A 21,796-nucleotide genomic window follows, 5' to 3' on the forward strand; every position below is an offset into this window, starting at 1 on the left:
GATCTCCGACGTCGAAGCCCAGCTCGTTGAGCCGCTGCAGCCGCTCGGCAACCCGGTAGCGCTGCTCGTCGGTGCGGAAGACCTCCTCGCGGCGGCCGGCGAGCTCGCGGCGCAGCCGGCGCAGGTGCCGGGCCAGGTCGCCGGAGGCGGCCATCGCGGCCAGCACCCGCTGCCCGGCGCGCGGCGGGCGGGCCCCGGTGCGGGTGCGCCGCTCCACCACCAGGTCCCGCAGCACCGGCGGAGCCACCATCCAGCCGACGCCGAGCGTGGGGCTGACGATCTTGCCCGCGGTCCCGAGGTGCACCACGACGTCGGGACCGAGCGCGCCCAGCAGCGGCAGGGGGGCGACGTCGTAGCGCAGCTCGCCGTCGTAGTCGTCCTCCAGCACCCACCAGCCCTCCGCCCGCGCCCGCGCGACGAGCGCCAGCCGCCGCTCCGCGGCCATCCGGCGGCCCAGCGGGTACTGGTGGGCCGGCGTGCAGTAGACGGCGGCGACGTCGGCCGGGACCGCGTCCACCACCAGGCCGTCGCGGTCCACCGGTACGGGCACCACCTCGGTCCCGGCGTCGCGCAGGGCGCCGACCACCCGCTGGTAGCCGGGGTTCTCCACCGCCACCCGGCTGCCGGCGGGGAGCAGGCGGGCGACCTCGGCGACCGCGGCCGAGGTGCCGGTCGTCGCCAGCACGTCGTCGGCTCCCGCCACGAGGCCCCGGTGCCGGAGCAGGTGCTCGGCGACCGCGGCCCGGAAGCCCGGGTCCCCGGCGGGCTCGGGCCCCCGGTCGGGCGGAGAGTCCCCGGCGGCCCGCCAGGCGCGACGCCAGGCACCCCGCTCGAGGACCTCCAGGCACGGTGCCCCGGCCCGGAGGTCGACCAGCTCGGAGGAGGCCGCCGGCCGACCGCCCCGGTGCGGAGGGGCGGTGGCGGACGGCGGCACCGCGCTCAGCACGTACGTTCCCGCGCCGCGGCGGGCACCGGCCCAGCCCTCGGCCAGCAGCTGGTCGTAGGCGGCCGAGGTGACGGTCCGGCTGACGCCCAGGGCGGCGGCGAGCTCCCGCGTGGAGGGCAGCCGGTCACCCGGCCGGAGCGTGCCGTCGGCGGTCGCGGCGCGCAGCGCGTCGGCCAGCTGCACCGGCAGCGGCGTGCGCGAGGCGCGGTCCAGCACCACGGGCGGAACGTCGACCACGGCGCATCCCCCTCGACCGGCAGGAGTGGACTGCCGGAAAGCCGGCGGATTGGCCGTTCCAGGATGCCACTGGTCCTAGCAGCATGATCACCGTGGACACCGCCGCCCCGCTCTCACCCACGCCCCGCAGCACCGTGCGCCGGGGTGCCAAGCGCGCCCGCACCGAGCGGGCCGACCTGTACGCCGTGCTCGACGCCGGCCTGGTCGGCCACCTGGGCGTGGTGCTCGACGGCGCACCGGTCGTGCTGCCGACCGGCTACGGCCGCCGTGGCGAGACCCTCTACGTGCACGGCTCCACGGGTGCGGCGTCCCTGCGGGCGTCGGCCGCCGGCGTCCAGGTGTGCTTCACGGTCACCCACCTCGACGGGGTCGTCTACGCGCGCTCGACCTTCCACCACTCCCTCAACTACCGGTGCGCCGTGGTGCACGGCACCGCCCGGGTGGTCACCGACCACGACGAGCGCCTGCTCGCCCTGGAGGCGCTCACCGAGCAGCTCGCGCCGGGCTCCTGGACGACGGCCCGGCTGCCCGACCGCAAGGAGCTCGCCGCCACCGCCGTCCTCGCGCTGGACCTGGGCGAGGCCAGCGTGAAGGTCCGCACCGGCCCGCCGGGCGACGACGAGCGGGACCTGGCGCTGCCCGTGTGGGCCGGGGTGCTGCCCCTGCGGACGGTCGCCGGGGAGCCCGAGCCCTGCCCGCTGCTCCCCGAGGGGACGCCGGTCCCGCCCCACGTGCGGGAGCGCCGGCTCAGCCCCGGGGCGTGACCCGCAGCAGCTGGTCGTCCCCGCCGTTGTCGGTGAGGGCGTAGAGGGCGCCGTCGCCGCCCTGCTGGACGGTCCGGATGCGCCCGTGGGTGCCCTCGAGCTCGGGGACGCCGAACTGCTCGGCCACGGCGCCGTCGTCGTCGAGCCGCAGGGCCAGCACCCCCTGCGCCTTGAGCAGGGCCACGAGGAGCAGCCCGTCGTAGCTCGTCCACTCCTCGCCGGTCACGAACGTGGCGCCGCTCGTGGCCAGCGTCGGCTGCCCGGAGGACCACACCGCCTCGACCGCACCGTCGATCGCCGGGTCGGTCATCGGCACGCTCTCGTCGTAGGAGCCGCCGCCGTCGGGGTCCCAGCCGTAGTTGCCGCCCTCCCGGAGGAGGTTGACCTCGTCGTCGCGGTCGGGACCGTGCTCGACGGAGAAGACCTGCCCGGTCCCGGGCCGTACCGCCAGCCCCTGCACGTTGCGGTGCCCCGACGTCCACACCGCCACCTCGCCGGACGACGGGTCGACGCGCAGCACCTTGCCGCCCAGCGACCCCGCGTCCTGGGCCACCGTGCCGCGCGCGGAGTCGCCGGTGCCGACCAGCAGCGCCCCGTCGGGCGCGAACTCCAGCCGGCACCCGCCGTGCCGTCCGCTGCGCTCGTTGAGCGGCAGCCCGCCCACCAGCGGGTCGGCCACGCGGGTCGCCGAGGACCAGTCCCCGGCGACCTCCCAGGCGACCACCCGGATGTCGCCGTCGGTGTGCCCCTGGCAGCTGTACAGGCGGCGGTCGGTCTCGAACGCCGGGTCCAGCGCGAGGCCCATGAGGCCGGTCTCCCCGTCGGCGAACAGGTCGGAGAAGTCGGCGGCGACCTCGCGCACCTCGCCGTCGGGCAGGACGGCGGTGAGGCCGCCGGAGCGCTCGTCGACCAGCAGGGTCCCGTCCGGCGCCTGGACGACGTCCCACGGGTGGTCCAGCCCGCCGGCCACGACCTCGACCCGGAGGCCGGGCGCCGAGGGAGGTGGCGGGGCCTCGTCGACGTGCAGGGTGGCGGAGGAGCAGCCGGCCAGCAGCAGCGCCGCGAGGCAGGGGCCCACCACCAGCTCGCGCGCAGTGGCCCCCGGCATGGTGGTCCCGATCAGCTGGTGCGGGTGACCACGTAGTCGCACAGCGCGGAGAGCGCGTCCCGCACGTCGCCGGCCGGCACGTCGCCCAGCCGCGCGCGGGCGCGGTCGGCGTACTCGCGCAGGACCTCCGTCGCGCGGGCCAGCGAGCGGGAGGCCCGCAGCAGCGCCAGCGCCTCGGCGTGCTCGACGTCGTCGGTGACCGGTGCGGCGACCAGCTCCCGCAGCCGGGCCTCGGCCGGGTCCTCGCCGGCGAGCGCGAACAGCACCGGGAGGGTCGCGATGCCCTCGCGCAGGTCGGTGCCCGGCAGCTTTCCGGAGGCGCCGTCGGTGACGATGTCGAGCAGGTCGTCCGAGAGCTGGAAGGCCACGCCGACCTCCTCGCCGAACGCGGTCAGCGCCTCGACCAGGTCCGGCCGCACCCCGGCGAACTCGGCGCCGAAGCGGGCGGAGGTCGCCACCAGCGAGCCGGTCTTGTCGGCCAGCACCTGCAGGTAGTGGGCGACCGGGTCCTCGCCGGGCTGCGCGCCGACGGTCTCCTGGATCTGGCCGGTGACCAGCCGCTCGAAGGTGCGGGCCTGCACCCGGACGGCGTCGGGCCCGAGGTCGGCCAGGATGTCCGAGGCGCGGGCGAAGAGCAGGTCGCCGGTGAGGATGGCGACGCTGTTGCTCCACCGGCTGTTGGCGCTCGGGGCCCCGCGGCGCACGGCGGCCTCGTCCATGACGTCGTCGTGGTAGAGCGTGGCCAGGTGGGTCAGCTCGCAGACGACGGCGCCCTCGGTCACCTGGGGCGCGTCGGCGTCGCCGAGCTGGGCGGCCAGCAGCGCCAGCATCGGGCGGAACCGCTTCCCGCCGGCGGCCATGAGGTGGCCGGCGGCCTCGCGCACGAACGGGTGCTCGCTGCCGACGGCCACGGCCAGCCGCGACTCCACCCGGGCCAGCCCCTCGGCCAGGGCGGCGCCGAGCTCCCCCTCGGGGAGCCAGGGGCCGATGGTCGAGGCCGGCGTCGAGATCCGGTGCCAGACCTCGGTGGGGGTGCCGTCGGTCGCGGCACGGGCTCCGGTCATATCAACCGACGAAGATAGCCGCCTGCTCGGCGAGTTCGAGCACCGCCCCGGGCAGGATGCCCAGAGCCAGGGTGGCCGTCGCCGTCACCGCCAGCACGACCGTGGTGGGGACGCCGGGGACGCCGACCGTCGGGCCGTCGGCCACCGGCTCGGAGAAGTACATGAGCACGATGACCCGCAGGTAGAAGAACGCCGCCACGGCGCTGGCCAGCAGCGCGACGACGACCAGCGGCCAGGCGCCCTGCTCGATGGCCGCGCGGAACACCGCGAACTTGCCGGTGAACCCGGCGGTGAGAGGGATGCCGGCCAGGGCGAGCAGGAACAGGGTCATCACCGCGGCCGTGAGCGGCGAGCGCGCCCCCAGCCCGGCCCACTGCGACAGGTGGGTGGCCTCGCCGTCGCCGTCCCGCACGAGGGTCAGGACGGCGAAGGCGCCGAGCGTGGTCAGGCCGTAGGTGAGCAGGTAGAACATCGTGGCCGCCAGGCCGGAGCCCTCTCCCCCGCCACCGAGGCCCAGCACGCCGGTGAGCAGGAAGCCCGCGTGCGCCACCGACGAGTAGGCGAGCATCCGCTTGAGGTCGGTCTGGGTCAGGCCCAGCACCGCGCCGACGACCATGGAGACGATCGCGACGGCGTAGACCAGCGGCCGCCAGGTCCACTCGGCGGTGCCGAAGGCGACGTACAGCAGCCGGAGGATGGCGCCGAAGGCCGCCACCTTGGTGCAGGCGGCCATGAACGCCGTGACCGGCGTCGGGGCGCCCTGGTAGACGTCGGGCGTCCAGGTGTGGAACGGCGCCACGCTGGCCTTGAAGAGCAGCCCGACGACGAGCAGGGCCAGCCCGAGGACGAGCAGCACGTCACCGCCGCCGTCGGGCCCCGCCGCGCGGATGTCGCTCAGCCGGACGCTGCCCGTGGCGCCGTAGACCAGGGCCAGGCCGTAGAGGAAGAAGGCCGACGCGAAGGCACCGAGGAGGAAGTACTTGACCGCCGCCTCCTGGGAGAGGAGCCGGCGACGGCGGGCCATGCCGCTGATCAGGTACAGCGGCAGGCTGAGCACCTCCAGCGCCACGAACATGATCAGCAGGTCGTTGGCCGCGACGAACAGCATCATGCCGCCGATGGCGAAGGTGGCCAGCGGGTAGACCTCGGTCTGCACGCGGGGCGTGGTCACGAGCTCGCGGTCGCGCGGGCTGCCGGCCGGCACCGCCGCGCTGACGACGAACGCCGACCGCGCCGGGTCCAGGGACCGCTCGGCGAACAGCAGGATGGACAGCGCCCCCAGCCCGGCGATCGTGGCCTGCAGGAACAGCGCGGCCCCGTCGACGGCGAGCGCGCCGCCCGCGGTGACCTCGTGCGTGCCGGCGAGCAGCAGCGTGGCCACGAGCGCGCCGCCGGTGCCGACGAGGGCGATCGCCACCTGCACCGGGTGGCGCACGTCGCGCGGGGCGAACGCCTCCACGAGCACCCCGAGGCACGCGGCGCCGAGCACCAGCAGCAGCGGGGCGAGCGCGGCGAAGGAGAGGTCGGGCACCTCGATCATCGGTCCGTTCCTCCGGTGTCGGTGCCGACGTCGCTCAGGGTGGCGCTCACGGCGGGCTCGATCAGGTCCAGCAGCGGCTGGGGGTACACGCCCAGCCCGATGATCAGCGCGACCAGCGGGGCGACCACGGCGAGCTCGCGGCGGCTCAGGTCCGTGACGCGCAGGGTGCGGGTCGGCGCGGTCAGCGTGGCGGTCGCGCCGTGGGCCTGCTGCGCCTCCTGCGGCGCCTCGGGGCCGGCGTCGGCCAGCAGCACGCCGCGGGGCGGGCCGTGCATCGTGCGCTGGTACATCAGCAGGATGTAGAGCGCGGCCAGAATGATGCCGGCGGTCGCCACGACGGTGAAGACCGGGCGCTCGGGGAACGAGCCGATGAGCACCAGGAACTCGCTGACGAAGCTGTTCGTGCCCGGCAGTGCGAGCGACGCCAGGCCCGCGACCAGGAAGGCGCCGGCCAGCTTGGGTGCGTGCCGCGCGACGCCGCCGTAGTCGCCGATCTCCCGGGACCCGCCGCGGGCGATGAGCATGCCGACCACGAGGAAGAGCAGCCCCGTCGCGATGCCGTGGTTGACCATGTAGAGCACCGCACCGGTGCCGGCCTCGGTGGTGAACGCGAAGATGCCCAGCGCGATGAACCCGAAGTGCGAGATGGACGTGTAGGACACCAGGCGCTTCATGTCGCTCTGCCCCATGGCCAGCAGCGCCGCGTAGAGGATGCCGGCCACGGCCAGGACCAGCACGAACGGCGCGAAGAACCGCGAGGCGTCGGGGAACAGCGGCAGGCAGTAGCGCAGGAACCCGAACGTGCCGACCTTGTCCAGGACGCCGACCAGCAGCACCGCCCCGCCGATCGGGGCCTCGGCGCCGGAGTCGGGCAGCCAGGTGTGGAACGGGACCAGCGGCGCCTTGATCGCGAAGGCGACGAAGAAGCCCAGGAACAGCAGCTTCTGCACGTCGGGGTCGATGTCCAGCTGACGCAGCGCGTCGAAGGCGAAGGTGCCCTCCCCCAGCTGGCTGGTGCTCACCACGTACAGGCCGATGACGGCGGCCAGCATGATCAGCCCGCCGACGAGGCTGTAGAGGAAGAACTTGACCGCCGCGTACTGCCGCCGCGGCCCGCCGAAGCTGCCGATCAGGAAGTACATCGGGACGAGCATCGCCTCGAAGAAGACGTAGAAGAGCAGCACGTCGACGGCGGCGAAGACGCCGACCATCATCGCCTCGAGGAGCAGCAGCCAGGCGAAGAAGACCCGCGGCGGGCGGGGGCCGGTGTCCGCCTCGTGCCAGGACGCCCCGACGACCAGCGGCACCAGCACGCCGATGAGCAGCAGCATCACCAGGGCGATGCCGTCGACGCCGAGGGCGAAGTCCGCACCGAAGTCGGGGATCCACGACACCGACGTCGTCAGCTGGAACCGGTCGCCGTCGGGGTCGAAGGCCAGCGTGGCCAGGACCGCCAGCAGCAGGACCGCGAGGCTGACGCCGAGGGCGACCTGCTTGGCGAGCAGGGACCGCCCGCGCGGCAGCGCGGCCACGACGGCGGCCCCGACCGCGGGCAGCGCGATCATGAGCAGGAGCCAGGGGAAGTCGCTCACGAGGCGCCCTTTCCGGAAGTCGAGGAGGTCATCCCGCCGTCACCGCCAGCAGGGCCCCGGCCACCATGACGGCGCCGCCGAGCATGCCGAGGGCGTAGGTCCGCACGAAGCCGGTCTGCGCCCGTCCCAGCCGCGACGACGACCCGCCCAGGCCCGCGGCCAGGCCGTTGACCGCGCCGTCGACGCCGCGGTTGTCGAACCAGACCAGCGCGCGGGTCAGCCACTGGCCGGGCCGCATGAACAGCGACTCGTTGACCGCGTCGGCGTAGAGCGCGTTGCGGGCAGCCCGGGTGACCGGCGAGACGCGCACGGGGGCGGTGACCGGCACCTCGCGGCGGCCGACGAACAGCCAGGCCGCCAGGACGCCGAGCAGCATCACGACGGTCACGACCAGCCCGACCAGGGCCGGGGCCACGACGTGCGCCGCCTCCTCCGGCTCGCCGAACACCGGCTCCAGCCAGCCCGACAGGGGGACCACCGAGACCAGGAGCGCGCCGGAGAACACCGAGCCGACGGCCAGCACGACCATCGGGGCGGTCATGACCGTCGGCGACTCGTGCGGGTGCAGGCCGTCCTCCCAGCGGGCCCGGCCGAAGAAGGTCATGAGCATCAGCCGGGTCATGTAGAACGCGGTCAACCCCGCGCCGAGCACGGCCACGCCGCCGAGGACCCAGCCCCAGACGTCGTCGCGGTCCAGCGCCGCCTCGATGATCGCGTCCTTGGTGAAGTAGCCCGACAGGAACGGGAAGCCGATCAGGGCCAGGTAGCCCAGGCCGAAGGTGGCGAAGGTGACCGGCAGCTTCCGCCACAGCCCGCCGAAGCGGCGCATGTCCACCGAGTCGTCCATCGCGTGCATGACCGAGCCGGCACCGAGGAAGAGGCCGGCCTTGAAGAAGCCGTGTGCCAGCAGGTGGGCCAGGCCGGCGACGTACCCCGCGGGGCCCAGGCCGACGGCGAGGAACATGTAGCCGATCTGGCTGACCGTCGAGTACGCCAGGACCTTCTTGATGTCGTCGTAGGCGCAGCCGGCGATGGCCCCGACCAGCAGGGTCAGGGCGCCCACGGCGAGGACGACGGCGCGGGCGGTGGGCGTCAGGTCGTAGATCGGCGCGGAGCGGGCGATCAGGTAGACGCCGGCGGTGACCATGGTCGCGGCGTGGATGAGCGCCGAGACCGGGGTCGGGCCCTCCATCGCGTCCGGCAGCCAGGCCTGCAGCGGGAACTGGCCGGACTTGCCGCAGGCGCCGAGGAGCAGCAGCAGCCCGATCGCGGTGATGGTCCCGCCGGCGAGGGTGCCGACGGTCCCGTGCACGCCGGCGTAGGACGTCGTCCCGAGCTGGGCGAACATGATGAAGATGGCGATCGCCAGCCCGACGTCGCCAACCCGGTTCATGATGAACGCCTTCTTCGCCGCGGTGGCCGCGGCCGGGCGGGTGTACCAGAAGGCGATCAGCAGGTAGGACGCGAGACCGACGCCCTCCCAGCCGACGTAGAGCGCGACGTAGCTGTTGCCCAGGACCAGCAGCAGCATCGCGGCCACGAACAGGTTCAGGTAGGCGAAGAACCGCCGGCGGGCGGGGTCGTGCGCCATGTAGCCGATCGAGTAGACGTGGATCAGCGATCCGACGCCGGTGATCAGCAGCGCGAACACCGCCGACAGCGGGTCGTAGAGCAGCCCCGCGGTGACGTCGAGGTCGCCGGCGGAGATGAACGTGAACAGCTCGACGTCGGCCGAGCGCCCGTCGGTCCCGGCGAGCTGCACCGTGCAGGCCACGGCGAGCACGAAGGCGGCGACGACCGTCGCCGTCCCCAGCAGGTGGCCCCACCGGTCGGTGCGGCGGCCACCCAGCAGCAGGACGGCGGCGCCGGCGAGCGGCAGCGCGATCAGCAGCCAGGAGGCGGCGAGCAGCCCTTCAGCAGGCACGGTGCCCATGTCCGTCGACCCCGTCCCCGGTCAGTACTTCAGCAGGTTGGCGTCGTCGACCGAGGCGGACCGGCGGGTCCGGTAGATCGACATGATGATGGCGAGCCCGACGACGACCTCGGCCGCGGCGACGACCATGACGAAGAACGCCATGATCTGGCCGTCGACGGTGCCGGTGGCGCGGGCGAAGGTGACCAGCGTCAGGTTCACCGAGTTGAGCATCAGCTCGACGCACATGAACACGACGATCGCGTTGCGGCGGACCAGGACCCCGACGGCGCCGATCGTGAAGAGGATCGCGGCGAGGACCAGGTAGTAGCTGATGGTCACCGCTGCTCCCCGCTGTCCGCCGGGGCGGGGTCGAGCGTGCCGAGCGCGGCGTCCGGGCTGCCCAGCTGCTCGCGGCCGGTGGGACGGGGCATCTGCTGGACCTCCTGGGGTTCGACACCGGTGGCCACCGTCTCGTCGAGCGTCCGGCCGTCGGGGAGCAGCGCGGGTGCCGCGACGGAGTTGGCCCGGGCGTAGACGCCGGGGCCGGGCAGGGTCTGCGGCCGGTCGCTGGTGAGGAACCGCGCCCGGGACAGCTCCTTCTGCGTCTGCCGGCTGCCGGGCTCGCGCTCGATGTGCGCCAGCACCATCGCGCCGACGGCGGCGGTGATGAGCAGCGCGCTGGTGACCTCGAAGGCCAGCAGGTACCGGGTGAACAGCAGCTCGGCGATGGCCGGGATGTTGCCCTCGGCCTGCGCGTCGCCGAGCCCGGCGACCGGCAGGTCCTCGGTGGCCCGGGCGATCCCCGCACCGACGAGGCCGGCGAAGCCCAGCCCGAGGACGGTGGCCGCGACCCGCTGCCCGCGCAGGGTCTCCACGACCGAGTCCGACGAGTCGCGCCCGACCAGCATGAGCACGAAGAGGAACAGGATCATGATCGCGCCGGTGTAGACGATGATCTGGACCGCGCCGAGGAAGGGCGCGGACTGGACGACGTAGAAGACGCCCAGCGCCAGCATCGTGTTGACCAGCCACAGCGCCGAGTGCACGGCGTTGCGGCTGAGCACCATGCCGAGCGCCCCGGCCAGCGCGACCGGCCCGAGGACCCAGAAGACGACGGCCTCGCCGGTGCCGATGACGACGTCCGCGTCCCCGGGGGTCACGGCCGGGCCTCCGGCGCGCGCAGGTAGTAGTCCTTCTCGTCCTCGCCCAGGCGCATGGCGTGCGGGGGCGCCTCCATGCCGGGCAGCAGCGGGGCCATGAGCTGTTCCTTGGTGTAGATCAGGTCGCGGCGGTTGTCGTCGGCCAGCTCGAAGTCGTTGCTCATCGTCAGCGAGCGGGTGGGGCAGGCCTCGATGCACAGCCCGCAGAAGATGCAGCGGAGGTAGTTGATCTGGTAGACCGCGCCGTAGCGCTCACCGGGTGAGAAGCGGGCGTCCCCGGTGTTGTCGCCGCCCTCCACGTAGATCGCGTCGGCCGGGCAGGCCCACGCGCAGAGCTCGCACCCGACGCACTTCTCCAGCCCGTCCGGGTGCCGGTTGAGCACGTGCCGGCCGTGGTACCGCGGCTTGGTCACCTTGGGCTCGAACGGGTACTGCTCCGTGGTCACCGTGCGGAAGATCTGCGCGAAGGTGACGCCGAAGCCCTGGGCGGGCGCCGGGGTGACCGCGTCGCGCAGGGCCGGCCGGGACGACGACGTGCCGACCTCGGCCGCCGTCCTCCGCACCAGGTCCTGCTCGCCGGGCCGGGAGCCGGTGGGCTCAGACATCGCCGTCCTCCTCGATCGTCGCGGTGCCCCGGCGGCCGGTGCCGACCACTGCTCCGCCGGCGTCGGCGCCCTCCCGGCGCAGACGCGGCGAGGGCGGCACCTTCAGGTCCATCGGGGGCACGGGGAAGCCGCCCTCGGCGCGGCTCGGTGCCCCGGCCGGGCGGCGGCGCGCGGCCGCCGGGGGCAGCACCTCGGGCTCGGGGTCGGTGGCGTGCACCGCGCCCGCCGAGGCCTGCTCGGCCATCACCCGGGTGTCGCTGTTGGCCGACCGGCTGGCCAGCAGCAGGCCGGCGAGGACCAGCAGCGCCGCCGGGACGCCGACGAACAGCGCGACCTGCCCCGTGGAGAGGTCGGCCTCGCGGGACACCGTGCGCATGGTGGCGACGACGAGGATCCAGACCAGCGCCGTCGGCACCAGCACCTTCCAGCCGAAGCGCATGAACTGGTCGTAGCGCAGCCGGGGCAGCGTGCCGCGCAGCCAGATGAAGACGAACAGGGCGGCGACGACCTTGAGGAAGAACCACAGCAGCGGCCACCAGCCGGTGTTCGCGCCGTCCCAGACCGAGATCGGCCAGGGCGCCCGCCAGCCACCGAGGAAGAGCGTCGCGGCCAGGGCGGAGACGGTGACCATGTTGATGTACTCGGCCAGGAAGAACAGCGCGAACTTCAGCGACGAGTACTCGGTGTGGAAGCCGCCGACCAGCTCGCTCTCGGCCTCGGGCAGGTCGAACGGTGCCCGGTTCGTCTCGCCCACGACGGCGATCACGTAGATGACGAACGAGACCGGGAGCAGGACCGCGAACCAGCTCGGGCCGGTGAACTGGAGGCCGAAGAAGTCCAGTTGGTTGCCGTCGGCCTGCGCGGCGACGATCTCGGAGGTGGACATCGACCCGGCGTAGAGGAACACCGCGACGATGGACAGGCCCATCGCGATCTCGTAGCTGACCATCTGGGCGGCGCTGCGCAGGCTGCCCAGCAGCGGGTAGGTGGAGCCGGACGCCCAGCCGGCGAGCACGATCCCGTAGACGCCCATCGCGGAGCAGGCCAGGACGACCAGCACGCCGATCGGGGCGTCGGTGAGCTGCAGCGGGGTGCGCTCGCCGAAGATGCTGACCGTCGGGCCCAGGGGGATCACCGAGAAGGCGAGGAACGCCGGGATCGCAGCGATCACCGGGGCCAGGAAGTAGACCGGCTTGTCCGCCAGCGCCGGCATGATGTCTTCCTTGAACGCCAGCTTCAGCCCGTCGGCCAGGCTCTGCAGGTAGCCGCGGGGGCCGACCCGGTTGGGGCCGATCCGCTGCTGCATGCGGGCGACGACCTTGCGCTCGAAGACGATCGCGAACAGCGTCATCAGCACCAGGACGCCGAAGATGCCGACGACCTTGAGAAGCACGATCCACCAGACGTCGTGCCCGAAGTCCTCCAGCGTCGGCTGGTCGGCCGCTGCCCAGAGGTTCACGACGCACCGCCCGCGAGGTCGGCCACGACGGGAGCGCTCGTGCGGGCCAGCCGCACGATGCCGCCCGGCCCGGTGCCGAGCTGGACGCGGATCTCGCTGCCCGGTGACCGCATCGGCAGCCACACCACCTGCTCGGGCATCGGCGTGATGCGGACCGGCAGGCTGACCGAGCCGGTGGTCCCGCCGACGGTGACCCGGTCCCCGTCGGCCAGGCCGAGCCGTGCCGCGGTCTGCGCCCCGACGCGGGCGACGGGGTGCCGGGCGGTCCCGGCGAGCTCCGGCTCGTCCCGCTGGAGGGTGCCGACGTCGAGCAGCTGCCGCCAGGACGCCAGCAGCGCCTCGTCGTCGCGCAGCACGGGCGCGGCGGGGGCGGCCACGTCGGGCCCCTCGCCGGCCGCGGAGCGCCGGCTGCCCAGCGCGGCCAGCGCGGCCCGCGCGACCTCGGGCGTGGGCAGCCGCAGGTCGACGTCCATCTCCTCGGCCAGGCCGTGGAGCACCCGCCCGTCGGTGAGCGTGCCGGTCCCGTGCAGGGTGGCGTCGAAGGAGCGGGCCCGCCCCTCCCAGTCGAGGTAGGTGCCCGCCTTCTCCGGGGCGGCGGCGACGGGCAGCACGACGTCGGCCCGTTCGGTCACCTCGCTGGGGAACATCTCCAGGCTGACGACGAACGCGGCCGAGTCCAGCGCCGCGAGGGCCAGCGCCGGGTCCGGGAGGTCGCCGGGGTCGACGGCGCCGACCAGCAGCCCCGGCAGCCGGCCGCTGCGCGCGGCGGTGAGGATGCCCGTGAGGTCCCGGCCCGGTGCGGCCGGCACCGCGGCGGGGTCGACGCCCCAGAGCGCGGCCACCTCGGCCCGCGCCTGGGCGTCGGCGACGCTGCGGCCGCCGGGGAGCAGGCTCGGCAGCGCCCCGGCCTCGACGGCGCCGCGCTCACCCGCGCGGCGTGGCACCCAGGCCAGGCGGGCGCCGGTGGCCCGGGCCAGGGCCACGAGGGCGGTGAAGGCGCCGGGCACCTCGGCCAGCCGCTCGCCGGCGAGCAGCACCGCGCCCGGCTGCCGGAGCGCCTCGACGGCCGGGCCGCCCCAGCTGCCGTCGGCCAGCGCCAGCAGCGAGCGGGCCTCCGCGCCGGGCAGCGTGGCCAGCACGGTGGCCTGCAGCTTCTCCGCGGCCCGGGTGGCGTACGGGGCCAGGTCGAAGACGGCGAGCTTCCCGGTGCGCACGGCCCGGCGCAGCCGCAGGAAGAGGATCGGCGACTCCTCCTCCGGCTCGAGCCCGGCCAGCAGGACCGCCGGGGCCGACCCGAGGTCGTCGTAGGTGACCGCGCCGGTCGCGGGGCCGGTGCCGGCCACGGCCGCGCCGAGGAACGCCAGCTCCTCGGCGGAGTGGGCGCGGGCGCGGGCGTCGACGTCGTTGGTGCCCAGCGCCACGCGGGCGAAGGTGGCCCAGGCGTAGGCGTCCTCGAGGGTGAGCCGGCCGCCGGGCAGCACCCCGACGCCGCCCTCGGCGCGCGCCTGCAGGAGGCCTGCGGCCGCGGCGGCCCACGCCTCCGGCCACGAGGCCGGCTGCAGGACGCCGTCCCGGCGGACCAGCGGGGTGGTCAGCCGCTCGTTCGACGTGGCGTAGCGGAACGCGTAGCGGCCCTTGTCGCAGGTCCACTCCTCGTTGACCGCCGGGTCCTCGCCGGCCAGCCGCCGGGTGACCTTGCCGCGCCGGTAGTCGGTGCGCATCGCGCAGCCCGAGGCGCAGTGCTCGCACACGCTGGGCTCGCTGCGCAGGTCGAAGGGGCGGGCGCGGAACCGGTACTGGGCGCTGGTGAGCGCGCCGACCGGGCAGATCTGGGTGGTGTTGCCGGAGAAGTAGGACTCGAACGGCTGGTCCTCGTAGACCGCCACCTGCTGCAGCGCCCCGCGCTCGAACAGCTCGATGAACGGGTCGCCGGCCACCTGCTCGGAGAACCGGGTGCAGCGGGCGCACAGCACGCAGCGCTCGCGGTCGAGCAGGATCTCGGTGCTGATCGGCAGCGGCTTGGGGTAGGTCCGCTTCTCGCCCTCGAACCGGCTCTCGGTCCGCCCGTTGCTCATCGCCTGGTTCTGCAGCGGGCACTCGCCGCCCTTGTCGCAGACCGGGCAGTCGAGCGGGTGGTTGATCAGCAGCAGCTCCATCGTGCCCTGCTGCGCCTTGTCGGCGACCGGGCTGGACAGCTGCGTCCGCACCGCCATGCCGTCGGTGACCGGCATGGTGCAGGAGGCGACCGGCTTGCGCTGCCCCTCCACCTCGACCAGGCACTGCCGGCAGGCACCCACCGGCTCCAGCAGCGGGTGGTCGCAGAACCGCGGGATCTGCACGCCGATCATCTCGGCGGCCCGGATGATGAGCGTCCCCTTCGGCACGGCGACGTCGAACCCGTCGATGGTGCAGTGGACGGCGTCCGGCGGGGTGTGCGGGCCGGGGGCGCCCGGGGGCACGGCCGGCGCCGGCGTCGGGTTCACGAGTGTCACGATGCGACCTTCACTGCGGCGGCTCCCACGGGCTCGAGTCGGAGGCTGCGACCCAGGCGGGCCTGCTCCTCGGGCGGCAGCAGGGCGACGTAGTCGTCCTTGAAGTACTTGAGCGAGCTGGAGATGCAGCTGGTGGCGCCGTCGCCGAGCGCGCAGAACGAGCGCCCGAGGATGTTGTCGCAGGTGTCGACCAGCAGGTCGAGGTCCTGGGCGGTGCCCTGCCCGTCGACCAGCCGCTGCAGGATCTGGACCAGCCAGTACGTGCCCTCCCGGCACGGGGTGCACTTGCCGCAGCTCTCGTGCGCGTAGAACTGCGTGAACCGCAGGGTGGCCTCGACGATCGAGTCGGTCTCGTCGAACACCATCAGCGCGGTGGTGCCGAGCATCGAGCCGGCCGCCCCGACCGAGTCGAAGTCCAGCGGGACGTCGAGGTGGTCGGCGGTGAAGTACGGCGTCGACGAGCCGCCCGGCGTCCAGAACTTCAGCTCGTGGCCGGGGCGCACGCCCCCGGCCATCTCGAGCAGCTCGCGCATCGTCGTCCCCATGGGGGCCTCGTACTGGCCGGGGCGGACGACGCGGCCGGACAGCGAGTAGATCTTGGGCCCGGGCGACTTCTCGGGGCCGAACGCCTTGAACCACTCCGCCCCGCCGCGGACGACGAACGGGACGCTGGCCAGCGTCTCGACGTTGTTGATGACCGTGGGCGAGCCGTAGAGGCCGGCGACCGCCGGGAACGGCGGCTTGAGCCGGGGCTGGCCGCGGTAGCCCTCCAGCGACTCCAGCAGCGCCGTCTCCTCGCCGCAGATGTAGGCGCCGGCACCGGCGTGCACGACCAGCTCCAGGTCGTAGCCGGAGCCGAGCACGTCGCGGCCCAGGTAGCCGGCCGCGTAGGCCTCCCCCACCGCGTTCAGGAGCCGGCGGTGCGCGTGCACCGCCTCGCCGCGGACGTAGATGACGGCGAAGTGCGAGCGGATCGCGTACGCGGAGATGACCACGCCCTCGATGAGCGAGTGCGGGTCGGCCATCATCAGCGGCAGGTCCTTGCAGGTGCCCGGCTCGCCCTCGTCGGCGTTGACCACCAGGTACTTGGGCATCGCCGCGGGGCCGGTCGGGGTCTCGCCCGGCTTCGGCTGCGGGATGAAGCTCCACTTCATGCCGGTGGGGAAGCCGGCGCCGCCGCGGCCGCGCAGCCCGGAGTCCTTGACCATCGTGACCAGCTCGTCGGGGCTCATCGACAGCGCGGTGCGCAGGGCGGTGTAGCCGTCCATCGACTCGTAGGTCGACAGCCGCCAGGACTGGTCGGCACCCCACCGCGAGGTGAGGACGGGGCTCAGGGGCATCGCTCATCGCCTCCGCTGCGGGCCGCGGCCCTCGATGGTCTTCGGCGGGCCGTCGGGCCCCTGGCCACCCGTGCCGGGCTCCTGGCCGGCGGGGGTCTGCGTGCCCGAGTCCTGGTCGGCCAGCGAGCGGCCGGCCGGCTCCGGTGCGTCGGGGTGCGAGGCGGCGGCGCCGGCCTTCTCCGCGGGGGTGCCGGCCGCGGCGACGCGGGCGTCGGCGGCCTCCTTGCCCGGGGTCTCGCCGGTGTCGCCCGAGGGGCGGACCGTCTCCTCCGGCTCCCCGGCGTCGGCCGGCTCGGCCTCCGGGCCGGTCATCGGCGGCGCCTGCTCGCCGCGCTCGGCCGCCAGCCGCAGCCCGACCAGCGTCGGGCCGTACTCGCCGGGCGCGTCGACGGCGGCCGCGGCGGCGGCCTGGTCGGCGTGCTGGGAGAAGCCGGCCAGCTGCCGGGAGATGCCGCGGAAGTCGGTCAGCGGGGCACCGCGCGTGGGGTGCGGCTTCTCCCCGCGGCGCAGGGCCTCGACCAGGGCGCGGGCGCTGTCGACGTCCTGCTGGTCGTAGAACTCGTAGTCGACGGTGACCACCGGCGCGTAGTCGCAGGCGGCCAGGCACTCGGCGTGCTCGAGGGTGACCGAGCCGTCGGCGGCGGTCTCGTCGTGGTGGACGCCGAGGTCGGCGGAGAGCGCGTCCATGATCCGCTGGCCGCCGAGGACGGCGCACAGCGTGTTGGTGCAGACGCTGACCAGGTGCCGGCCGGTCGGCCGCCGCTTGTACATCGTGTAGAACGTCGCGACCGCGCCGACCTCGGCCTTGGTCAGGCCGAGCTCCTCGGCGCACAGCGCGACGCCCTCGGGGCTGACGTAGCCCTGGTAGCTCTGCACCAGGTGCAGCATCGGCAGCAGCGCCGAGCGGGCGACCGGGTAGCGGGCGATGATCTCCCGCGCCTCGACCCGGGTCTGCTCGGTCAGCGGTGGCAGGTCGGCCGGGGCGGGCAGGACCGGGCTGTCGTCCAGCCCGGTCGTCAGCGCCGCCTCGGGGCTGCCGGGAAGTGCACTCACCTGTCGACGCCCCCCATCACCGGGTCGATCGATGCGATCGCGGCGATGACGTCGGCGATCATGCCGCCCTCGCTCATCGCCGCTGTGGCCTGCAGGTTCACGAAGCTGGGGTCGCGCACGTGGACGCGCCACGGGCGGGTGCTCCCGTCGCTGACGACGTGGTAGCCGAGCTCGCCGCGGGGCGACTCGACCGGCACGTAGACCTGGCCCGCCGGCACCCGGAAGCCCTCGGTCACCAGCTTGAAGTGGTGGATCAGGGCCTCCATCGACTGGCCCATGATGTGCGCGACGTGCTCGGGGGAGTTGCCCATGCCGTCCGGGCCGAGGGAGAGCTGCGCCGGCCAGGCGATCTTGCGGTCGCCGACCATCACCGGTCCCGGCACGAGCCGGTCCAGCGCCTGCTCGATGATCTTCAGCGACTCGTTCACCTCGGACATGCGCACGAGGTAGCGGCCCCAGGCGTCGCAGGTGTCGGCCGTCGGGACCTCGAAGTCGTAGGTCTCGTAGCCCAGGTAGGGCTCGACCTTGCGCAGGTCCCAGGGCAGGCCGGCCGCGCGCAGGATGGGGCCGGTGACGCCGAGGGCCAGGCACCCCGTGACGTCGAGGTAGCCGACGTCCTTGAGCCGGCGCTGCCAGATCGGCTGGCCGGTGAGCAGCCGGTGGAAGTCGGCGACCCGCTTCGGCATCACCTGCAGGAACTCGCGGATGTGCTCGACCGCCCCCTCGGGCAGGTCCTGGGCCAGCCCGCCGGGCCGGATGTAGGCGTGGTTCATCCGCAGGCCGGTGATCTCCTCGAGCAGGTCGAGGACCATCTCCCGCTCGCGGAAGCCGTTCGTCATGCCCGTGAGGGCGCCCATCTCCATGCCGAAGGTGGCCAGGGCGACCAGGTGCGAGGCGATGCGGTTGAGCTCCATGACCAGCACGCGGACCGTCTGCGCGCGCTGCGGCACCTCGATGCCCAGCAGCTTCTCGACGGCCATGCAGTAGCCGGCCTCGTTGAACAGCGGGGCCAGGTAGTCCATGCGGGTCACGAAGGTCGTGCCCTGCACCCAGTTGCGGTACTCGGTGTTCTTCTCGATGCCGGTGTGCAGGTAGCCGATCACCACGCGGGCCTTGGTGACCGTCTCGCCCTCGAGGTCGAGCACGAGCCGCAGGACGCCGTGGGTGGACGGGTGCTGCGGGCCCATGTTGACCACGAGCCGCTCGTTCTCGTGCGGGTCGGCCCCGAGCGTGGCGTCCCAGTCCCCACCGGTGACGGTGTAGACCCGCCCCTCGGTGGTCTCGCGGGACCCGGCGTAGGGGTCGCTGGTGGTCGTCATCGGTACGCCCCGTTCACCTGTAGGCCCGACGTGTGTCCGGCGGCGGGATCGTCGCGTCGTGGTACTCGACCGGGATGCCGCCGAGGGGGTAGTCCTTGCGCTGCGGGTGCCCGTCCCAGTCGTCCGGCATGAGGATCCGGGTGAGGCCCGGGTGGCCGTCGAAGACGACCCCGAACATGTCGAACGTCTCCCGCTCGTGCCAGTCCGCCGTCGGGTAGGTGGCGGTCACCGAGGGGACGTGCGGGTCCTCGGCGGTGACGGCGACCTCGAGCCGGATGCGCCGGCGGTAGGTCATCGACGTCAGGTGGTAGACGACGTGCAGCCGGGGCCGCCCGGGCGTGACCGCCGGCCCGCCGCTGTCGAGGTAGTCGACGCCGGAGACGCTGCTGAGCAGCTCGAAGCGCAGTGCCTCGTCGTCCCGCAGCGCGCGCACCAGGGTCAGCAGGTGCTCGCGGGCGACGAAGTAGGTGATCTCCCCGCGGTCGACCAGGACCCGGTGGACCGCGGCGTCGTAGGTCGCCTGCCCGACCGCCTCGGCCAGCGCGTCGGTGACCTCGTCGAACCAGCCGCCGTAGGGCCGCTCGGTGGAGTGCAGCGCGACCGCGCCACCGGGCTCGACGCGGACCAGGCCGCCGAAGCCGGAGGTGTCACCACTGCCGCTGACCCCGAAGGCACCCTTGCGGAAGCCGCCCGCGGGCGCCGTGGCGTCGTCGTACCCGGCCTCCTCGCGGCCCGGGACCACGTTCGACCCGCCGTCGTTGCTCATCGCCCGCGCTCCCCCGGCAGGAGCACCGCGTTGCCGCCGCGCTGCTCGATGGCGAACTGGCCGGTGCGGCCCTGCGCGGCGGCCTCCTCGTAGGCCCGGCGGAGGTCCTTGTCCGCCCGCACGGTCGAGGGCATCTCGACGAGCAGGTCCCGGGCGCGGCCCTCCGCGCGGTCCCGCTCCAGCTGCCGCTCCCGCTTCGCGCCGAGGGGTTCGTGCTGGATCTTGTGGTGCAGCTTGAGGATCGCGTCCATGAGCATCTCCGGCCGCGGCGGGCAGCCGGGCAGGTACATGTCCACCGGGACGATGTGGTCCACGCCCTGCACGACGGCGTAGTTGTTGAACATGCCGCCGGAGCTGGCGCAGACGCCCATCGCGAGCACCCAGCGCGGCTCGGGCATCTGGTCGTAGATCTGGCGCAGGACCGGCGCCATCTTCTGGCTCACCCGGCCGGCGACGATCATCAGGTCGGCCTGCCGCGGGGAGGCGCGGAAGACCTCCATGCCGAAGCGGGCGAGGTCGTAGCGCCCCGCGCCCGAGGCCATCATCTCGATCGCGCAGCAGGCCAGCCCGAACGTGGCCGGCCACAGCGAGGACTTGCGCGTCCAGTTGACCAGCTTCTCCACGCTGGTCAGCAGCACGCCGCTCGGCAGCTTCTCCTCGAGACCCATCTAGATCGCCGGCCCCACGCTCAGTCCCATTCCAACCCCCCACGTCGCCACACGTACGCGTAGGCGATGAACACGGTGGCGATGAAGATCGCCATCTCCACCAGGCCGAAGACGCCGAGCGCCTCGTTGTGCACGGCCCACGGGTAGAGGAAGACGATCTCGATGTCGAAGACGATGAACAACATCGCCGTCAGGTAGTACTTGACCGGGAAGCGGCCGCCGGTGAGCGGCTGGTCGACCGGCTCGATGCCGCACTCGTAGGCCTCGAGCTTGGCGCGGTTGTACCGGCGCGGCCCGATGTAGGGCGCTGCGGCGACCGAGAACAGCGCGAACGCGGCGGCCAGCACGAAGAGCCCGACGATCGGGACGTAGGTCGAGAGCATCAACGGCACCCTAAGGTGAGATCGGTCACGTCCGGGTCACGATGCGGACACGGAGCGTCGGCGTCGGGTCGGCATGTCGGTCCGGTGCCCATTCAGGCCGCCGGGGTGAGTCGGAGGAGGACGGCCATCGCGCGGTCGACCGCGTCACCGTCCCGCCCGTCGGTCAGGTTGCCCATGAGGCGCAGCGCCCCGTCGACCACCGCGGGGCGGCGCAGCCCGCGGGCCATGGCGAGGCGGACCACGCCGGGCCGGGCGAGCAGGGCCAGGAACCCCAGGCCGAGCCGGTGGTGGCGCCCCACCTCGTCGCGCAACCGCACCGGGTACCGCTCGAGCGCGGCCTCGCGCGCGGCGGCCGTGGGTGCGGCGAGCGCCTCGGCAGCGGCCTCGGCGGCCATGCGGCCGCTCTCCAGCGCGTAGCTGATGCCCTCGCCGTTGCAGGGGTTCACCGTGCCCGCCGTGTCCCCCGCGAGCAGCAGCCCCCGGGCGTAGGCGGGGCCGCGGCTGAGGGCCATCGGCAGCCCGGCGCCCCGGAGCGGGGAGACGGCGTCCTCCTCGCGGAGCCCGTCCTCGTCGGGGAAGAGGTCCAGCCACCGGCGCAGGACCGCCCGCCGGTCGGCGCCGCTCCCCCGGCGGGTGTCCAGCAGGCCGTAGCCGACGTTGGCCGTGCCGTCGCCCATGCCGAAGATCCAGCCGTAGCCCGGCATGCAGTCGCGGGTCGGGCCCTCGGCGGTCAGGTCGAAGGCGATGTCGAGGTACTGGTCGTCGGCCCGGCGGCTGCGCACGTACCGGCGGACCGCGACCCCGAGCGGCCGGTCGGTGCGGCGCAGCAGGCCGAGGCTCTTGGCGAGCCGGCCGGACAGCCCCTCCGCGGAGACGACGAGCGGTGCGCGCCAGCTGACCGGCTCGCGGTCGGGGCCCTCCTCGGCGCGCACGCCGGAGACGCGCCCGTCGTCGAGCAGCGGCTCGGTGACGGTGGTGCTGGTGACCAGCCGGGCGCCGGCGGCGACCGCGTGCTCGGCGAGGAGCGCGTCCATCTCCTTGCGGGTGCGGACCAGCCCGTGGTCGGGCCAGGAGTCCAGCCGCGGCCAGTCCACCTCGGCGACCTGCCCGCCCCCGTGCACCCGCAGGCCGCGCCGGCGGACCCAGCCGGGGGCGGAGGTGTCCACGCCCATGTCGTGCAGCGCCTTGACCCCGCGCGGGGTCAGCCCGTCGCCGCAGACCTTCTCGCGGGGGAACTCGGACTTCTCCAGGAGGGCGACGTCCAGGCCGGTGCTCGCCAGGTGCCAGGCGGCGCTGGAGCCCGCGGGGCCGGCGCCGACCACGACGACGTCGGCACGGCGTTCGGCCGTCCTCGCCATGGCCACCACCCCCGGTTCCGTCGTCCA

Annotated in this window: 18 protein-coding genes and 1 pseudogene; 1 reads left to right on the top strand and 18 read right to left on the bottom strand. The window is 74.0% G+C overall.

The features are described 5' to 3' along the window. On the bottom strand, positions 1-1,183 hold a 1,183-nt coding region (locus tag E4P43_RS20365; RefSeq protein ID WP_135143699.1), incomplete at its 3' end, for a PLP-dependent aminotransferase family protein. A gap of 92 nt (positions 1,184-1,275) precedes the next feature. Here E4P43_RS20365 and E4P43_RS01710 point away from each other — a divergent pair. After that, positions 1,276-1,947, top strand: a complete 672-nt coding sequence (locus tag E4P43_RS01710; protein WP_209313681.1) for a pyridoxamine 5'-phosphate oxidase family protein — start codon at positions 1,276-1,278, stop codon at positions 1,945-1,947. Here the strand turns inward: E4P43_RS01710 and E4P43_RS01715 are convergent. The 17 genes and pseudogenes from E4P43_RS01715 to E4P43_RS01795 form a co-directional block, all read right to left on the bottom strand. Continuing rightward, a complete protein-coding gene (locus E4P43_RS01715) occupies positions 1,931-3,055 on the bottom strand; it encodes a PQQ-dependent sugar dehydrogenase (RefSeq protein ID WP_135143701.1) in 1,125 nt (374 codons plus the stop codon). The genes E4P43_RS01710 and E4P43_RS01715 overlap by 17 nt on opposite strands. Before the next feature lie 11 nt (positions 3,056-3,066). Then, a complete protein-coding gene (locus E4P43_RS01720; protein WP_135143702.1) occupies positions 3,067-4,119 on the bottom strand; it encodes a polyprenyl synthetase family protein in 1,053 nt (350 codons plus the stop codon). A 1-nt stretch (position 4,120) separates the two neighbouring features. Then, positions 4,121-5,659, bottom strand: a complete 1,539-nt coding sequence (gene nuoN, locus E4P43_RS01725; protein ID WP_135143703.1) for an NADH-quinone oxidoreductase subunit NuoN — start codon at positions 5,657-5,659, stop codon at positions 4,121-4,123. Then, positions 5,656-7,251, bottom strand: coding sequence for an NADH-quinone oxidoreductase subunit M (locus E4P43_RS01730; protein WP_135143704.1), 1,596 nt, complete (start codon positions 7,249-7,251; stop codon positions 5,656-5,658). The genes nuoN and E4P43_RS01730 overlap by 4 nt, the downstream gene beginning before the upstream one ends. Before the next feature lie 28 nt (positions 7,252-7,279). Further along, a complete protein-coding gene (gene nuoL / locus E4P43_RS01735; protein ID WP_209313682.1) occupies positions 7,280-9,184 on the bottom strand; it encodes an NADH-quinone oxidoreductase subunit L in 1,905 nt (634 codons plus the stop codon). Between the two features lie 21 nt (positions 9,185-9,205). Next, positions 9,206-9,505 carry an NADH-quinone oxidoreductase subunit NuoK gene (gene nuoK, locus E4P43_RS01740; protein ID WP_135143705.1) on the bottom strand — a complete coding sequence of 100 codons (300 nt, stop codon included), beginning with the start codon at positions 9,503-9,505 and terminating at the stop codon, positions 9,206-9,208. Further along, entirely contained in the window at positions 9,502-10,326 is an 825-nt protein-coding gene (locus tag E4P43_RS01745) for an NADH-quinone oxidoreductase subunit J (protein ID WP_135143706.1), read from the bottom strand. The genes nuoK and E4P43_RS01745 overlap by 4 nt, the downstream gene beginning before the upstream one ends. Next, positions 10,323-10,931, bottom strand: a complete 609-nt coding sequence (gene nuoI / locus E4P43_RS01750) for an NADH-quinone oxidoreductase subunit NuoI (RefSeq protein ID WP_245158882.1) — start codon at positions 10,929-10,931, stop codon at positions 10,323-10,325. The genes E4P43_RS01745 and nuoI overlap by 4 nt, the downstream gene beginning before the upstream one ends. Continuing rightward, positions 10,924-12,390: an NADH-quinone oxidoreductase subunit NuoH gene (gene nuoH, locus E4P43_RS01755; RefSeq protein WP_135143707.1), complete on the bottom strand. Its 1,467-nt coding sequence runs from the start codon at positions 12,388-12,390 to the stop codon at positions 10,924-10,926. Before nuoH ends, nuoI begins: the two co-directional genes overlap by 8 nt. Continuing rightward, positions 12,387-14,873: an NADH-quinone oxidoreductase subunit G gene (locus tag E4P43_RS01760; protein WP_245158883.1), complete on the bottom strand. Its 2,487-nt coding sequence runs from the start codon at positions 14,871-14,873 to the stop codon at positions 12,387-12,389. Before E4P43_RS01760 ends, nuoH begins: the two co-directional genes overlap by 4 nt. A gap of 5 nt (positions 14,874-14,878) precedes the next feature. Beyond that, positions 14,879-16,222, bottom strand: coding sequence for an NADH-quinone oxidoreductase subunit NuoF (gene nuoF, locus E4P43_RS01765; protein ID WP_135143708.1), 1,344 nt, complete (start codon positions 16,220-16,222; stop codon positions 14,879-14,881). A 3-nt stretch (positions 16,223-16,225) separates the two neighbouring features. Further along, on the bottom strand, positions 16,226-17,275 hold the full coding sequence (gene nuoE, locus E4P43_RS01770; RefSeq protein WP_135143709.1) for an NADH-quinone oxidoreductase subunit NuoE: 1,050 nt from the start codon (positions 17,273-17,275) through the stop codon (positions 16,226-16,228). Beyond that, positions 17,272-18,594, bottom strand: a complete 1,323-nt coding sequence (locus E4P43_RS01775; RefSeq protein WP_135143710.1) for an NADH-quinone oxidoreductase subunit D — start codon at positions 18,592-18,594, stop codon at positions 17,272-17,274. Before E4P43_RS01775 ends, nuoE begins: the two co-directional genes overlap by 4 nt. 13 nt (positions 18,595-18,607) lie before the next feature. Continuing rightward, positions 18,608-19,360 carry an NADH-quinone oxidoreductase subunit C gene (locus tag E4P43_RS01780; protein WP_135143711.1) on the bottom strand — a complete coding sequence of 251 codons (753 nt, stop codon included), beginning with the start codon at positions 19,358-19,360 and terminating at the stop codon, positions 18,608-18,610. Positions 19,361-19,575: 215 nt separating this feature from the next. Then, positions 19,576-20,028 (bottom strand): annotated as a pseudogene (locus E4P43_RS01785) (NADH-quinone oxidoreductase subunit B family protein); the annotation flags it as partial. Between the two features lie 20 nt (positions 20,029-20,048). After that, positions 20,049-20,411, bottom strand: coding sequence for an NADH-quinone oxidoreductase subunit A (locus tag E4P43_RS01790; protein ID WP_167759019.1), 363 nt, complete (start codon positions 20,409-20,411; stop codon positions 20,049-20,051). 92 nt (positions 20,412-20,503) lie between these two features. Beyond that, the gene (locus E4P43_RS01795; protein WP_135143713.1) at positions 20,504-21,769 is read right to left on the bottom strand and encodes a geranylgeranyl reductase family protein; all 1,266 of its coding nucleotides are present in this window, start codon (positions 21,767-21,769) and stop codon (positions 20,504-20,506) included. Between the last annotated feature and the right edge of the window lie 27 nt (positions 21,770-21,796).

Source organism: Blastococcus sp. TF02A-35, from assembly GCF_004571075.1.
In the GTDB taxonomy this organism is placed as follows: domain Bacteria; phylum Actinomycetota; class Actinomycetes; order Mycobacteriales; family Geodermatophilaceae; genus Blastococcus.

Bases quoted from the DNA above. Each gene is read 5' to 3' on its own strand.
- E4P43_RS01715 (WP_135143701.1), bottom strand. From the start codon at position 3,055: ATGCCGGGGGCCACTGCGCGCGAGCTGGTGGTGGGCCCCTGCCTCGCG.
- E4P43_RS01720 (WP_135143702.1), bottom strand. From the start codon at position 4,119: ATGACCGGAGCCCGTGCCGCGACCGACGGCACCCCCACCGAGGTCTGG.
- nuoN (WP_135143703.1), bottom strand. From the start codon at position 5,659: ATGATCGAGGTGCCCGACCTCTCCTTCGCCGCGCTCGCCCCGCTGCTG.
- nuoL (WP_209313682.1), bottom strand. From the start codon at position 9,184: ATGGGCACCGTGCCTGCTGAAGGGCTGCTCGCCGCCTCCTGGCTGCTG.
- nuoI (WP_245158882.1), bottom strand. From the start codon at position 10,931: ATGTCTGAGCCCACCGGCTCCCGGCCCGGCGAGCAGGACCTGGTGCGG.
- nuoF (WP_135143708.1), bottom strand. From the start codon at position 16,222: ATGCCCCTGAGCCCCGTCCTCACCTCGCGGTGGGGTGCCGACCAGTCC.
- E4P43_RS01775 (WP_135143710.1), bottom strand. From the start codon at position 18,594: ATGACGACCACCAGCGACCCCTACGCCGGGTCCCGCGAGACCACCGAG.
- E4P43_RS01780 (WP_135143711.1), bottom strand. From the start codon at position 19,360: ATGAGCAACGACGGCGGGTCGAACGTGGTCCCGGGCCGCGAGGAGGCC.
- E4P43_RS01790 (WP_167759019.1), bottom strand. From the start codon at position 20,411: ATGCTCTCGACCTACGTCCCGATCGTCGGGCTCTTCGTGCTGGCCGCC.
- E4P43_RS01795 (WP_135143713.1), bottom strand. From the start codon at position 21,769: ATGGCGAGGACGGCCGAACGCCGTGCCGACGTCGTCGTGGTCGGCGCC.